This is a genomic window from Flintibacter muris, assembly GCF_943192995.1.
In the GTDB taxonomy this organism is placed as follows: Bacteria; Bacillota; Clostridia; order Oscillospirales; family Oscillospiraceae; genus Lawsonibacter; species Lawsonibacter muris.
This window is the reverse complement of the sequence record NZ_CALPCP010000057.1, coordinates 1-14,870: the sequence shown is the minus strand read 5'-3', so window position 1 is coordinate 14,870 and position 14,870 is coordinate 1. Positions and strand designations below refer to the sequence as shown.

General features: G+C 53.4%; 16 protein-coding genes and 1 pseudogene. 3 read left to right on the top strand and 14 right to left on the bottom strand.

Annotated elements, in window-relative coordinates:
• The 3 genes from NFS22_RS21575 to NFS22_RS21565 form a co-directional block, all read left to right on the top strand.
• Positions 1-210 (top strand): DUF6870 family protein (locus NFS22_RS21575; RefSeq protein ID WP_251319737.1); only part of this gene is annotated, 210 nt, incomplete at its 5' end.
• A 116-nt stretch (positions 211-326) separates the two neighbouring features.
• Positions 327-2,003 carry a recombinase family protein gene (locus NFS22_RS21570; RefSeq protein ID WP_217958638.1) on the top strand — a complete coding sequence of 559 codons (1,677 nt, stop codon included), beginning with the start codon at positions 327-329 and terminating at the stop codon, positions 2,001-2,003.
• 114 nt (positions 2,004-2,117) lie between these two features.
• Complete coding sequence (locus NFS22_RS21565; RefSeq protein ID WP_251319736.1) at positions 2,118-3,224, top strand: site-specific integrase; 1,107 nt, start codon at positions 2,118-2,120, stop codon at positions 3,222-3,224.
• A 287-nt stretch (positions 3,225-3,511) separates the two neighbouring features.
• On the opposite strand, the gene NFS22_RS21560 is transcribed toward NFS22_RS21565, so the two are convergent.
• The 14 genes and pseudogenes from NFS22_RS21560 to NFS22_RS21500 all read right to left on the bottom strand — a co-directional run.
• Positions 3,512-4,420, bottom strand: a complete 909-nt coding sequence (locus tag NFS22_RS21560) for a recombinase family protein (RefSeq protein ID WP_251319735.1) — start codon at positions 4,418-4,420, stop codon at positions 3,512-3,514.
• 32 nt (positions 4,421-4,452) lie between these two features.
• Positions 4,453-4,947, bottom strand: a complete 495-nt coding sequence (locus NFS22_RS21555; RefSeq protein ID WP_251319734.1) for a recombinase family protein — start codon at positions 4,945-4,947, stop codon at positions 4,453-4,455.
• A gap of 297 nt (positions 4,948-5,244) precedes the next feature.
• Entirely contained in the window at positions 5,245-5,997 is a 753-nt protein-coding gene (locus NFS22_RS21550) for an HNH endonuclease (protein WP_251319733.1), read from the bottom strand.
• A 134-nt stretch (positions 5,998-6,131) separates the two neighbouring features.
• Positions 6,132-6,626, bottom strand: a complete 495-nt coding sequence (locus tag NFS22_RS21545) for a recombinase family protein (protein ID WP_251319732.1) — start codon at positions 6,624-6,626, stop codon at positions 6,132-6,134.
• 332 nt (positions 6,627-6,958) lie between these two features.
• Positions 6,959-7,840 (bottom strand): BRO-N domain-containing protein, encoded by an 882-nt coding sequence (locus tag NFS22_RS21540; RefSeq protein WP_251319731.1) that lies wholly within the window; start codon positions 7,838-7,840, stop codon positions 6,959-6,961.
• On the bottom strand, positions 7,827-8,144 hold the full coding sequence (locus tag NFS22_RS21535; protein ID WP_251319730.1) for a DUF6429 family protein: 318 nt from the start codon (positions 8,142-8,144) through the stop codon (positions 7,827-7,829). The genes NFS22_RS21540 and NFS22_RS21535 overlap by 14 nt, the downstream gene beginning before the upstream one ends.
• Positions 8,145-8,203: 59 nt before the next feature.
• Positions 8,204-8,899, bottom strand: a complete 696-nt coding sequence (locus NFS22_RS21530) for a hypothetical protein (RefSeq protein WP_251319729.1) — start codon at positions 8,897-8,899, stop codon at positions 8,204-8,206.
• 73 nt (positions 8,900-8,972) lie between these two features.
• Positions 8,973-9,290: pseudogene (locus tag NFS22_RS24190) on the bottom strand (DUF1016 N-terminal domain-containing protein); the annotation flags it as partial.
• Between the two features lie 207 nt (positions 9,291-9,497).
• Entirely contained in the window at positions 9,498-10,247 is a 750-nt protein-coding gene (locus tag NFS22_RS21525; protein WP_251319728.1) for a metallophosphoesterase family protein, read from the bottom strand.
• A gap of 13 nt (positions 10,248-10,260) precedes the next feature.
• The gene (locus tag NFS22_RS21520) at positions 10,261-11,889 is read right to left on the bottom strand and encodes a recombinase family protein (protein ID WP_251319727.1); all 1,629 of its coding nucleotides are present in this window, start codon (positions 11,887-11,889) and stop codon (positions 10,261-10,263) included.
• A complete protein-coding gene (locus NFS22_RS21515) occupies positions 11,886-12,746 on the bottom strand; it encodes a recombinase family protein (RefSeq protein ID WP_251319726.1) in 861 nt (286 codons plus the stop codon). The genes NFS22_RS21520 and NFS22_RS21515 overlap by 4 nt, the downstream gene beginning before the upstream one ends.
• Positions 12,746-14,335, bottom strand: coding sequence for a recombinase family protein (locus NFS22_RS21510; protein WP_251319725.1), 1,590 nt, complete (start codon positions 14,333-14,335; stop codon positions 12,746-12,748). The genes NFS22_RS21515 and NFS22_RS21510 overlap by 1 nt, the downstream gene beginning before the upstream one ends.
• A gap of 111 nt (positions 14,336-14,446) precedes the next feature.
• Positions 14,447-14,602 (bottom strand): hypothetical protein, encoded by a 156-nt coding sequence (locus NFS22_RS21505; RefSeq protein ID WP_023348435.1) that lies wholly within the window; start codon positions 14,600-14,602, stop codon positions 14,447-14,449.
• A gap of 106 nt (positions 14,603-14,708) precedes the next feature.
• A partial coding sequence (locus tag NFS22_RS21500) for a type II toxin-antitoxin system PemK/MazF family toxin (RefSeq protein ID WP_251319738.1) occupies positions 14,709-14,870 on the bottom strand: 162 nt, incomplete at its 5' end.

Below are 14,870 nucleotides of genomic sequence, written 5' to 3'. Positions count from 1 at the left end.
AGCGCGGATGCGCTGGCTGACGTGAGCGGTATGGCCTTTGACCGCACCCTCCCCCGGGAGGAGCGGCTGGCCCGGTTTGTGAAACGGGCCGTCAATCCGTACTGCTTTAGCGTGGGCGGCGTGGGCGTGAAAATCGAGTTTGCCGAGGGCGGCCCCTCCCTCCAGGAGACGCTGACCGCCTTTCTTATCCGGCAAAAGAGCGGGCTGTAACTGCTGTTGCGGCCCGTTCCCACTTCGAGACAAAATGTCCCGAGGCATCGACATCCTTGTTGATTGCCCTGGGCAGAGTTATAATATAAGTGTAATGTGATAGGGAAGGAGGAACAATGGCACGAGCTAAAAACAGAGGGTATCAGCAGACTTTAACCCCTACCTATACAATCCGGCGCTGGCGTTTAGGCGCATACATCCGCCTTTCCAAAGAGGATTTGAAAAAGGGCAAGGACGACAGCAACAGCGTGAAGAACCAGCGTGACCTGCTGGGGGATTTCTACCGGCGGCACATGGACGAATTTGAAAGCGCGGTTGAATATGTGGACGATGGGCACACCGGGACGGATGCCAACCGCGAAAACTTCCAGCGGCTCTTGGCCGATGTGATGAGCGGGAAAATCAACTGCGTGATTGTGAAAGACCTTTCCCGGTTCGCCCGGAATTACAGTGACGCGGGGAGTCTGATTGATAACTTGTTTGTGCAGATGGGTGTCCGCTTTATCTCCCTTGCGGAGAACGTGGACAGCTACCTAAACCCCGACAGCGTTTCAAACATTATCGTTCCGATAACTAACGTGATGAACGATAACTATTGCTACCAGACCTCAAAGAAAATCCGGCAGGTTTTTGATTACAAGCGGCGCAACGGCCAGTACATCGGCTCTTTCGCTCCCTACGGCTACATTAAAGACCCAAAGGACAAGCACCAGCTTATTGTAGATGCGGATGCGGCTGAAATCGTCAAGCGCGTGTATTCCATGCTCCTGCAAGGCTCGTCTAAAAGGGCCATCGCGCTGTATCTGAACGAACACGGCATACCCAGCCCCACGGCCTACCGCCGGAAAAAGGGCCTGCCCGTTTCCTCGGCTGTGGCGGACGACCCCATGTGGGGAGCCCGCATGATACATGAAATCCTCACTAACCCCATCTATACCGGGGATTTGGTACAGGGCCGCCGCCGGGTGAAAAGCTACAAGGTACACCAGATTGAGGCTGTGCCGGAGGAAGAATGGGTGCGCGTCCCCGATACTCACGAGGCCATCATCACCCACGAAACCTTTGACAAGGTGCAGGCCCTGCTGGTACGCGATACCCGGACATCCCCCAAAGGGCGGGAGGTTCACTTGTTCAGCGGTTTTCTGAAATGTGCGGACTGCGGGAAATCCATCACCCGCAGCCAGAGCGGGAAAAATATCTATTACGCCTGCTCCACTTACAAGAACCGCTCCCGGACGGCCTGCTCCATGCACTCTATCAAGCACAACCGTCTGGAGGCCGCCGTTCTGTTCGCTATCCAGTATCAAGTGAACACCGCCGTTTCCTACTCGGAATTGATAGCCCGTATCAACTCGGCCCCGCTGAAAAAAAGTCAATCCCACCGCCTTAACGACCAGATAGCCGCAAAGGAAAAGGAATTGACCCGGATAACCCGCTACAAGCAGTCACTGTATCAAGATTGGAAAGACGGGGAAATCACCCAGCAGGAATACCGGGATATGAAAGCCGATTATGAGCGGCAGGCCGCCGAGCTTGCGGATGTGCTGGCCCGGCTGAACGCGGAACGTGCGGAGCTGGCAAACGGCGTTGACAAGGAGCATCCCGCGCTGGTAGCCTTTGCAAAGTATCAAAGCATCGAAACGCTGACCCGTGAAATCCTCACAGACTTGGTAGACCATATCAAGGTTTACGAAAACGGCAATATCAGCGTTCATTTCAAGTTCGCGGACGAGTTCCGCAAGATTGCCGAGTACATTGAAATCAACACCACCGATACCGCCGAGGCGGGCTGACCCCCGCCAAAAGCAAAACCCCTTTTGACAGTGTGTTTTCCTAATAGGAGTTAATCATATGAATCCAACACAGCCTTAATCCGGAACTACATCAATCCGCTCATTGGAACAGAGTTGGTCCAGAGCATCGACTGTCTTGCGGCAGATCGTCTGATTACCCGGCTGCAGAAAACGAAAAGTGTCACCGTCAATAATCGGGCACCCAAAACAGAATTCCTTTCACCCAACAATATCGAACGAGTCAACAAGCTTTTGAGGTCTGCCTTCAAGCAGGCGGTGCGCTGGGGAATTGTGGAGCGAAATCCTTTTGAGGATACGACCCTGCCAAAAGTGAAAAAGGTGCCGCGTGCCATTTGGGATGTGCAGACAATCAGCGATGCACTGGATGCCTGCCGTGACCCGAAACTCTATGTAGCAATGAACCTTGCCTTTGCCTGTTCCATGCGTATGGGGGAGATTCTGGGGCTTACTTGGGAGAATACCCACATTTCGGATGAAAATATAGTCCGTAATGATGCCTATATTGTGATTGACAAAGAACTGGCGAGGGTGAAAGAGGAAACGATTGAAACTTTGGGCAAAGAGGAGATCATCAAAATTTTCCCTCGCACCATGTATTTAGAGGGGCAAAAGACGAGAATTGTCCTCAAGACTCCCAAGACGGAAACCAGCGTCCGAAAAGTATGGATCCCTGAAACCCTGGCCTATATCCTGCGAGAGTGGAAAGAGGCACAGGAAAAGCAGAAAGATTTCCTTGGCAGCGAGTATCAAGATCATGACCTCGTGATTGCATTGGCCAATGGCCGACCTTGCGAAACGAAGGTAATTGAGAACGCTTTCAACCGGCTCAAGCGGGATGCGCAGCTTCCGAATGTGGTATTCCATTCCCTGCGTCACTCCAGTGCGACATACAAGCTGAAGTTAAATCATGGTGACCTCAAAGCGACCCAAGGCGATACCGGCCATGCACAGGCACAGATGCTGACGGAAATCTATGCGCATATCATTGACGAGGATCGGAAGGTCAATGCTCAAAAGTTTGAGGCTGCGTTCTATTCTAATCCTGACCTGCGCGGTGTCCGGGCCCCGGAACCGCCCGCCCCTGCAGGCTTTGATCTTGCTGCTCTTGTGGATCAACTGCAGAAATCTCCTGAGCTACGTGAGCTGTTAGCCAGTGTTCTGAACGGTCAAAATGTAGGAAGGGCCGATTCAGCGGTGTGAGCCAGGTGGTGCCAAATTAGAAAAAAGCCACAAATCACTTCGTTTTTATTTGCCAGTGCCAATACTATATTTTTCGCAATACTCTGTAAATGTCAACGGTTTTGTGCGGAACTTTTTGCGTAGAAAAATGCCGCAAACAGCGTTGTTTGCGGCAAAAGTGGAGTAAGTGGACAAAATCGATTTTTCGTTGAATCCTTCGCGGCACAACGATTCAGGAAGAAAAGCTGATGCCGGAGAGGGAAAAGCAAGCACTTTGTTGTTTGCCGGTATTGACTTTTATCAATCCTTTATGGATCTATTTTGCGTGCCTGATTGACTGTTTCAAACAGTTCCCTGCTTACAATCGCCGGGTGGTGCTCCTGTATCAAAAATCTCTCTAACTCACCCTGGTTCTTGACCTGTTTCCCAGAAAACAAATCCGCTATAAAGGTTTTCTGGAGCAGAACATCCCCCACATATTTCTCGTTTCTTAACAGCTTGCTGATCGTCTCCCGGCTCCAGAGGGGTTTCCCTGTTGGGGATGGAACCTTACTCACATACAGCCATTTTGAAATTGCTCCAAGACTACTTCCAGCAGCCCTCATCTTGAACATCTTTCGAACAATTTCAGCGTCAGGTTCATCAATGATCAGCCTTCCATCATCTCCGCGCTTATACCCAAAACACACAAATTCAGCGTAGCCCGAGGTGCCCTTCTCAAAGCCTCTCTTGATTCCCCATTTGATATTTCGGCTCATATCCTCGCTCTCAGCCTGAGCCAAGGCACAGTAAGCGGTCAGCATGATTTGTATTCGCTGTTCGTTCAGCCACATCTCCTCCTGCTCAAAATAGACTTCTACACCTAAGCCACGTAGATCCCGCAGCGAACGCAGCATATCCAGCGTATTGCGGCCAAAGCGGCTAATAGACTTTGTCAGGATCAGGTCAATTCTCTTTTTGCGGCACTGTGCGATCATCCGGCGAAACTCTGGCCGTTCTTTTGTGCTTAAGCCAGTAGCTCTTTCTGCAAAAATGCCGGCACTTTCCCAATTGGGATTTGCTGAAATCAGCTGTGAATAGTGCCGCTCCTGTAATTCGATACTGCTGGTCTGTTCCTCTAACTCTGTACTGACCCGGCAGTAAGCAGCTACACGAAGATGACGCAGTTCCATTGGACGATGGCCTTGCGCAGGAAGAATTTCAGTCACCTTTCGCATTCGCACGACCTCCCGCAATTTTCTTCATTATATCAAAGCGAGAGCTTCATGGCAATGTGATTTTGCGGTTCTTTGGAGCGGCTGAGTTTCTCCTGCTGTACCGCCATAAATATCTCGTCAGAAATAATGGCCTCATGGGAGCCGGTATAGAGATACCGTTCCATGAGGCCATTGTTTTCGATCTGGACAGCGCCGGTGCTGACCGTTTTCTGGAGCAGCACCCGTCCGGTGTATTTTTCATTGGAGAGAAGTTTGTCGATGGCTTCCCGATTCCATTTGGGCCTGCCGGTGGGGGAGGGAATGCCCTGCCTTTCCAGACCAGCAGCAACTTTCCCAAGGCTGTCGCCAGCAAGATACCGTTCAAATATCCAGCTCACCACCTTGGCTTCGTCCGGATTTATTTTCAGTTCTCCATCAGAATTGATCGTGTATCCGTAGCACTTACGCTTTGCCATTTTGGAGCAGCCGTCCTGAAAGCCTTTCCGGAGACCGTTCTTAATTGCTTCACTTTTTTGTATTGAGTTCATTATGATCCTCCTTTAATAACAAAAATACCGCAGTGAAATCACTGCGGCACAAAGGGTTTATGTGACTATAATAAAAGTTGACAGACTACTCCTCTGGTGTAATCTGTCAACTTATCATGCAATAAGCTGTTAAAATCGATTTTAGGAAAGATGCTGTGGACACGCAGGGGGGCTGCGAGGTACCTTTGTGAATTTGCTCCTGTGGCATTTTAATAAAACCACCGTAGCAACCACATTTTGCCGTAGGCAGGAAACAGGGCACCCACTTTTTGAAATACGTACTTTGTTGTGCAACAGTTACATAGACAACCAGCGGCGGCCTTGTCGTACAAATACGCAATAAGTGTTCCAAACGTTAGTTGCCAAATCGTTTAATGTTTGTGCTTCTTCAGCATATTGGACAGAATATTCTTCATAGTTCATGGAATGAGGAACCCAATTCTCATGGTTTACCATCCACTCTCGCGTTACGCACTGCTTCTCTCCACCAATCATTCTTACAAATGTATTTGTCGCCTTATAGGATAAAAACTTTTCAATGCAGGAGGACAAATTTCCTCTCAGTTTTTCAAGTTCAGGATCTATAAACTCAAAAAACGGATCATTGCACTTATATAGATAATTGACAAAAGGATCAAATACATTATATGGATGTGAGCCTCCAATATCACATTCAATAAGCCAATATTTTACTTTAGATGTAAATAAATTGCAAATGGTATCGAATAGCTCTATATCTTCTTTATATATTCTCTTTTCAGTTGTACTTGCAGAAGATTTTTTGACTTTTTCGTACCAACTATCCCGATGACGCTTCAGCTCCGCTTCCGAGTATCTTTTTCCCTTTGGATGTTTTGGATCAGCTCTTCCCATGTCGGCATGGCAATCGAAACATACGGGAATACAATTATCTAAAGTATCATCTCCTCCGCATGCTTTTTGTTTAATGTGGTGTAGTTCAATTTTAGTTCCACAAAATTTATGGCAAATGCAACAACTGCGGCCGCATAGAGCTAATGCCTCTGTAGCCACCCTCTCAGAAAAACCCATGAAAACAGTCCTTCCCAAAATGTAAATCTTGCTTTGGTTTATACCATACAGTCACAACAATTTTGCTATCAACAGTATCAATCGTTTATAAGTTTGCACAGTTCGCAGTTACATTCCATGCTTTTACTATTGTATCAGAACGCAAGCCTCATGGCAACATGGTTTTGCGGTTCCTTAGAGCGGCTGAGCTTCTCCTTCTGTACGGCCATGAACATCTCATCCGAAATAATGGCCTTATGGATTTCGGTGTAAAGATACCGATCCATGAGCCCATTATTTTTGATTTGGACAGCGCCAGTGCTGACTGTTTTCTGGAGCAACACCCGTCCGGTATATTTTTCGTTGGAAAGCAGCTTATCGATTGCTTCCCGGCTCCATCTGGGTTTGCCGGTAGGAGAGGGGATGCCCTGCTTTTCCAACCCGATAGCGATTTTTCCCAAACTGTCGCCAGCAAGATACCATTCAAATATCCAACTCACCACATGAGCTTCATCTGGATTTATCTCCAATTCTCCATTAGGACTGAGAGCATATCCATAACATTTGCGTCTTGCCATTTTGGAACTGCCATCCTGAAACCCTTTCCGGAGGCCATTCTTGATTGCTTCACTTTTCTGTATTGTGTTCATTTTAGACTTCCTTTCAAAAATAAGAATGCCGCAGTAGAATCACTGCGGCGCAAAGGTTTTATGTGATTATATAAAAGTTGACAGACTACACCCTTGGTGTAACCTGTCAACTTATCATGGACAAAGGCGGCAAAATCGATCTCCCCGACAGGTGTTCGATTCTGTTTTTGCGTCCAAGACAAACCCGACAGTAATGCTTTCGAGTAAAATGTGCATTTATTTTTGAGAAATCCAGATGTGGATTTTTGAAAAAAGAACGCACATAACTCATCAAAGCTGCGGCCTTCTTATTTTTGAAAGGAAATTGTTTTCGCAGAATAATTCAGCATATATTATCCATTATCCGTGTCAGAGGCACCTGTTTCCTCAGCGACTACTCCCTCGATCATATCGGTTACCACCTGATTGAGTTGGGCTGCATTCTGGGATGTAATCACAGGAACACCAGTCTGCGTTTCCACAGCCTTGCGTGCATCCCCAGCCACTTTGCCGCCCGCACGCGCTATCTCAACATTTTCTGCAAATGTTTCAGGCTCTTTTTGTTTCGAGATCTCTGTGGTGGTCGCTTCGGCCAGCATATTCAGAACCAACTCCAGCGTGGTCATATTATCACGGAGATTCTCTTTTTTCAAGCCTTTGAGACGTTTATACTGCCTGGTTGTCATACCGGACCATGCGCGGGAGATCTCATCGGTCAGGATGGCATATTCGATACCCTGTTGAACGCCACGGGCATCCCATTCATCAGTCAGCTCTTTACGCACCTGGATCGCCTGGAGCCGCTGGTTGATCCATTCACGGCTGTATCCTTTTCTCTGATAGGTTTCCAAGGCCCGTTCAATGGTCAGCTCAGGATCGATGGTTTCTTCTATACGCTCCCGGCCAACTTGAGCCAGCCACATTTTGAACGGTTCTGCCTTGGGAGAAGGAATGGACTGGATGATGCGCAGAAGCTGCTCGGTATCAGCTACATCGGTCAGCCGCTTTTTGCCGTCAGCCGCTGTCATCTTCAAACCGTGACAATTTGTCACGGTTTCATTGCCTTCCTCTCGCATCCGCTGTTTTAGCTTGCGCCAATAAGCGGCAGGATCTTTACTGTCTGTCAGAACGGCTATCACATCTACGACTGAGAAGAACCATTCTTCCTTCTCCTCATCCCATGCGGTGCGGATACGCTTATCCTCAAAGAGCTGGATCTTATCATTTTGTCCCATCGATTCCAGCCTCCTCTCCATCATGCCGCTCCAGGGTGATCCCATACTGCTTCAGCAGTTCCAGGGCCTTTGCCATGCCCTCATCAGTGAAAGAGGCGGACTTGCTTCGGTTCCCGGCATTGACCAGCCCCTCATCCGTCAGTTCATTCAAAATACCGAAATCATACCCTTTCCAGGTCCGGCGGATTTGAAGACGAAACCCAGGACGGTCATGCTTTTCGTGGAGATCTGGAACGAGGCGCTCTTCCCAGGAGGTGAGATACATCAGCATCAGAGTCAGATCCTTGACTGTATCTTTGTCCATCTGTTTGTCCTCCACGGGTAAGCCTTTGCTGTAATTATAACATAGTGAAGGCGCTGTGTCTACTCAAAGAGTTCAACAAGAGCAGATAAAAGTTCCAGAACAGGGTCAGGCACATCGTCCGCCGATCCCATATCCTGAATCTCTCCATTGGAGTATTCCACATGGACGTTCCACAGCGGGGATTCCGCATCCTCCGGATCGACATCGGCAGGGCCGCAATAATCCTCTCCCCACCAGAAAATCTCCAGTGTGTGTACCGTCCACTTCAGGAGCTTTGCCAGGATTTTGGGCGGCGGCGATACTGTCTGAGATGCGCCATCCTGCTGGATGCGGACAATGGCTGGCGGTGTCTGGCTGACCTGATAGCTTTCTTTGACGTACATCAGGTCGCCATAGGGATCGCAGATCTCGCCATCGATGTTCAGCTTCAGCGTTTGGATGGACAACTCCTGCTTTATCTGGTTTCGCGCCTGGCGGGGAAATCGCTGCGCATAGACCATACAGGCCAGGGACTTCACCTCTGGCCGGTGGTCGTGGGTTCGATTTTTCAGCCACGTCATCTCGCTCTCGCTCAGACGGCGCAACGGTAGATTTTCCAAACGACGGAGCGTCATCTCCTCCGCCTGCCGCGCCGGTGAGAGACGGGAACAGGCTTTGCAGATATGCGCAGCATGGCCTCTGCCGCTGAAGCTCTCGTTGGACTTCCGCATCCCGCAGACCTTGCAGAAATGCCCCGGAAGTTTTTTCTTCGCCATCCCCATCGCCTCCGCTGCCGTTACTATAACATGGATCAGCCGTATTGTCGAGGGCCAGGCTTTCGTGGGTACGCTCACGGATATTCCCGGCCAGTTCCAGCTTCGACCAACCGAACTGCCCAGCCGCTTTGATGTACCATGCCCGCTCCTGGGTGGACAGCTCCGCCTCCAGGATGACCACATTTTGAGTCCAGCCGATGGTCATGGCCTCACCCAGCACCTCCGGTGCGCTCTCATAGGTACGATAAAACTCCCGCATCCGGCGCAGGTTCCGGGGGGAGAAGCCAGAGGTGTCAGGGTATGCGCCGCACAGATACTCCGCCGCGGCAACAGCGGCGCCTTTCTCTGGCCTGTCGCTGACCAGCCGGCCAATCTCACAGTACAGTTCCATCTGGGGCAGGTCTGCCGTCATCAACGTATCCAGCGCCGCGAACATGGCGCTGTAGTCAACAGGTTTTCTGACGTTCATTCTGGTTTCTCCTTTCCGGCGCAGGTGCGCCTGTTTTTTTATTCTCTTCTCTGTGGTTTGAAATCGCCAACGAGCAAGCCCTCGGTCACCCGAGAGCTTGCTCCTTAGCGGTATCGGGTCGTGTCGTCGTCACTCCCATTGCAGCTCCACCATCTGTTCCCACTGGATGATGAAGCGGTCATCTAACACACAGTTTTGGTGGTAGTGGCCCAGGAACCAGCAATCGAATTGGCACCGCCGCTTGACCATCTGGAGGAAGTCCGTCAGCCGGTCCGGGGTGTAGTTTCGATCCAGCTTCTGCTGGATGCTGGTGGGGGCGCAGTGGGTCAGGATGTAGTTCACTCGCCAGTTGACCCGTTCCAGGTTCCTGACGGCCTCCTCGTATTCCTCCTCAGAGGGCATCTCCTGGGGCCACCAAGAGATGCCCTTTACCCGGAACATCTGCCGTGTCCGGCGCTTGAACCAGTATTCCTGCTCGAAGCCGGGGGACGCCGGATCGAGGATGCCGTCCTGGATATCGTGGGAGGCAGCGCCGCCCATGGCGAAGAAGGTGATTCCATCGATCTCAAATACCTGCCCACGCATCAGGTGAAGCACATGGGGCCGGACATAGTGGACTTTTCCTCCCTGCCATTGGTGGACGGGAAGTTCTCCGAGCCTATCGAAGTTTTCGTGGTTCCCGTCCACAAAGAGGGTGGTAAACGGCTTTTCCTCCAGCCAGTTGAGCCAGTATGCCTCCCTGGGGGAATCGTCCCACACGCCCCCGAAATCGCCTGTGATGACTGCATAGTCGCTGCGGCCCATCTGCTTCTGCTGTGGAAAAATTTTGGTGTTAAACCGTTGGAAGCCACCATGGGTGTCGCCGGTGATATAGAGCATGCAGTCTCCCTCCCTATATCGTCTGGGTGATCTCCGTCCCATCCTTGAAGCAGATGAGCAGGGTGTCCTTGCTGACTACCTTGATGTTGCTGACCAGCTGGCGGACGGTGACCTCGTCAAACTCCGTGATGGTCCCAGCCGTCTGCTCCAGCTCACTGGCGATTTCCTCCATCCTCCGGTCGAACGCGGCGGCGGTGCGGCCCTCACGCTCCAGTTCCGCTTTCTTCGCCATCAGGGAGGTCTTCGCTATATTCACCCGCTGGATTTCCTCGTCATAGTCCAGACAGTCGGGGCCGGCGCTGACGGCCAGCTGGAACAGCTCCAGCTGACGCTCCGTGAGGCTGCGGATCTGCGCCTCCAGCGCCGGCAGGGACAGCTCCCCATCCTCCCCGGCGAGGGCGGCGGTGATGCTTGCCTCCAGCGCCTCCTTTGCGGTCTGGGCATAGAACAGCTCGTTCATGGCGGCGGTCACAGCGGCGTGGATATCCGCCTCGTTCCAGGTGGGGGACTTCTTGCAGATCTTCTTTCCGTGTTCCAGGCGGTTGATGCACCGCCAGACGATCCGCTTACCCTCGGGCCGGCTCCACACCACCCGGCGGTAGGGGCTGCCGCATTCACCGCAGACCAGAAGCTCACTGAGGACATACTTGCCGCAGTATTTGCCCAGCTCCGTCTTGGCCTTGGAGGAGGTCTTCCGCAGGCTGGAGCGCCGGGCCAGCTCCTCCTGCACCCGCTGGAAGGTGTCCCGGTCAATGATGGCGGGGTGGCACTCGTGGACGTAGTATTGGGGCAGCTCCCCCATGTTCTTTCTCTGCTCGTGGGTGAAGAGATCCGCCATGAAGGTCTTCTGGAGCAAGGCGTCCCCGATGTATTTTTCATTTTGCAGCATCTTCCTCACCACACTGTCGTGCCAGGAATCACTTCCCTGAGCGGTTTTGACGCCGTCCGACATCAGGTCCCGGCAGATCTGGTGGACGCTCTGGCCCAGCAGGTACCGGGAGAAGATCCTGCGGACGATGGCGGCCTCATCGGGGTCGATCTCCGGCAGGCCGTCCGGCCCCTTGCGGTAGCCAAGGAAGCTGGCGTAGTGGTAGTAAACCTTGCCGTCCTTGAAGTTCCTCCGGTGGCCCCACTTCACGTTGCCGCTGAGGGACTCGCTCTCCGCCTGGGCCTGGCTCATCATGAAGGTGAGGATCATCTCGTTGTCCATGTAGAGGGTGTTGACATTTTCTTTCTCGAAGAAGACGCCGATTCCCTTCCGCTTCAGCTTCCGGACGGTGTCCAGACCGTCCAGAGTGTTGCGCCCGAAGCGGGATACCGATTTGGTGATGATAAGGTCGATCCTGCCCCGGTCGCAGTCCCGGAGCATCTTCAAAAACTCCTTGCGCCGCTTCATGGACGTGCCGGTGATGCCCTCGTCAGCGTACAGGCGGACCATGGTCCACTCCGGCATGGCGGCGATCTTCTCAGTGTAATAGGCGATCTGGGCGTTGTAGCTGTTGAGCTGTTCCTCGCTGTCGGTGGATACCCGGCAGTAGGGGGCCACCCGGAGATGCTTCTTGCGGATGTCCCGCTCTGTGAGCTTGGGGTCAGGGGGGATGAAGGTGATCCGCCGCTTCTGGGGAGTCTGTTGTGTAGTCATGTGGTTTGCTCCTTTCCTATCATCGTTCCGTTGTTCAGTTCCAGTTCTATGTAGTCCTGTCCGCCAATGCGGACGGCCTTTACCGCCTTTGCCAGAAGCTCTTGTATGTCGCTGTCATTGGCGGGGCCGGTTTCCAGCCGTTCCCGAAGCGTCTCCATATCATGAACCGGCGTGAGATCCGGCAGGACAGTGTACTGCTCCGCGGCGGCGGCGAAGATCAGCGTCTTCATGTAGTCGAAGTTGATATCCGAGCGGTTGAAGCACACGTTCAGCTCATTCTGGATGCGCAGAGCGTCTGCGGAGGGGGCAGCCTCCGGTGCGGGAGGCAGTGTCAGCAGGTCAGGGGTGTTTGCCAGCTGACGGAGCCGCTGGGATACCCGTTTCTGCACCTCCTCATCGCTGGCGCGGACGATAGCTCCGCAGTCTGGGTTGGCGCATACCCAGCGGGGCCGGCCATGGGACTTGGTGTCCCGCACGATTCTGCTTCCGCATACCGCGCACACAGCTTTTTCCCGAATAGGATTCAGCTCAGCGGGGCAGGGCGTGTAGTCAGTTTTGTCCTCCCTCTGGATTTGCGCCGCGAGGAACTCCTCATCGCTGATGAGACGTGGGTAGACGCCTGTCCCCAGGTATTTCCCATTCTCCAGAATCCGCTTGACCATGTGCTTGTTCCACTGGCTGGTATGCTGGTGGTAGGGGATGTTTCCTCTGCTCATCTCCTCCGCAATCCTGCCGAAGGAGGCCCCCGCCAGGTAGCGGGTGAAGATGTTCTGAACCGCGTCAGCCTCTGTAGGGCAGGGGACGGTTTCGCCGCCCCGCACCATATAGCCGAAGGGGGTCTTTCTCTGCCATGCCATTACCGTACCGCCTTTCCAATCCGCTCCGTCAGCTCCAGGCCGTTGAGCAGGGTGAATTTCAGGGTGTCCGCCGAGACGATCACGATCCGCCTGACCAGTGACTCGAACAGCTCCTGGCTGGGTTCCCCCAGCCACTGGGGGCCGTCCTCCAGGCAGTCCAGCATGATCTCGGTGTCCTGGATCTGGGTGTCCTCGCTGGTGGAGTCCATGATGCGCCGGCGCAGCCGTCTCAGCGTCCTCAGCTTCTGCTCGATCTCACCTTGCTGGGATAAATAAAGAGCAGGATCAACGTACCCTTTCGACTTCAGTCGAACCAGTACGAGATTCTGCTCTGACAGACGGGCGATCTCTTTGTCGATGTCGCTGATTTTGCGGTTTGTGCGCAGTTCCCGCTCCCGCAGCTCCCGGAGCTGCTCCAGCACGGTGCGCAGAATCGTGCCGCCATCCGCTTTCAGCTTGTGGTAAAGCCGAAGCAGAGCCGCTGTGATCTCCACCTCCGGCACCTGGGGGACGGGGCAGCGGGACTTGGCGTCGTCATGGCGGTTGCACACCCAGTAGGTCTTGCCGTTGGTGACCTTCCTGCGGCAGACGGAGCCGCAGTCTCCACAGACAATCCGTTTGCTGTAGACCGACGCCTCCGGCTTGGAGGAGTTACCGGCGAACTGCGTCCGGCGAAGGGCCATCAGGTCCTGTACCCGCTGGAAGTCCTCCTTGGACACAATGGGCGGGTGGCAGTTCTCCACGAAGTACCGGGGCTTCTGTCCCCGGTTCGGCACCTGCCGGAAGGGGATGGTATCGGTGGCGAAGCTCTTTTGCCAGAGCATATCGCCGGTGTAGGAGACGTTGGTCAGGATGTATTGCACCGTGTTTGGATGCCATCCCTCCCGGCCATGGCCCCGGATAGCCCCCAGCTCATTCAGCTCATGGGCGATATCCGCCGTCCCCTGGCCCTTGAGGTAGGCGTTGTAGATATACCGGACGATCTCCGCCTCCTCGGGGACGATCTCCAGTTCTCGTCCCGCCAGCCGGTAGCCGTAGGGAGTGGAGGGAGGGACGAAGATCCCTTTCTCCATCCGCATTCGGACGCTGACCCTCATATTGTTGGAGTGGTTGGTGGACTCCATCTGGGAGAAAGCGCCGTAGATCTGGGCGATCTGCTCGGTGGTCATCTTCCCGGTGTCGATGTTCTCTTTCTCGAAGCAGATGGAGATGCCCAGCCGGAGCAGTTCCCGCACATACCGGATGTAGTCCGTGGTGTTCCGGGCGAAGCGGGAGGTGGACTTGACCAGCACCCGGTCGATCTTCCCGTCACGGCAGTCCGCGATCATGCGGTTGAACTCCTCACGCTTCCGGGCCTCCAGCCCGGACAGGCCCTCGTCGGCGTAGACGTCCACCAGTTCCCAGTCCTCCCTGGAGGAGATGAACTTGGTGTAGAAGTCTACCTGGGCCATATAGGAGTTGAGCTGGTCAGCCGAGTCGCTGCTGACCCTGGCGTATGCCGCCACCCGGAGCTTCGCCGCCTCGGGCTTCCTGGGGTCAATGACGGTAATTCTCGGACGCCTTGCGGCAGTAGTGTTTGTCTGTACCATATCTTTTTTGACCTCCTTTCTGCGACACACAATATCACAAGTTTTTTGAAACAGCTATTCACCAATACCAACCAAAAACAGCCCTCAAAACCAAGCAGAATGTACCTGTTCTCAGGCAAAAATCAAGGTGGGCCGGAGCCGCCGCTTCAGTTCGGCCTTGGCCCGCTCCGTCTCCGCTTCCGACAGGAGCTTTCGCTCCGCCATACTCTCCAGCATCCGAAGAGCGGAGAGGAAGGTGACATTGTCCCGCAGTTCCTTTGTAGTCATAGCATTAACGCCCTCCTTATCTGAGAGCCGCCCATCGGGAACTGTGAGCGGCCCCGATGGGTTGATGGAAAAACAGCAGAGACAAAGTCTCCGCTATGTATATAGTTCAGTGGTATGTTTCTGCAAGCCCCACGCTGATGTGCAGAGCGGCGTCCACTTCCCACATCTTGTCCTCACCCACGCTGCCCATGTACTCACCCAGGCGGGACTTGTCCAGCGTCCGAACCTGCTCCAGCAGGACAGTGGAATCCCGGAACAGGCCGCAGGC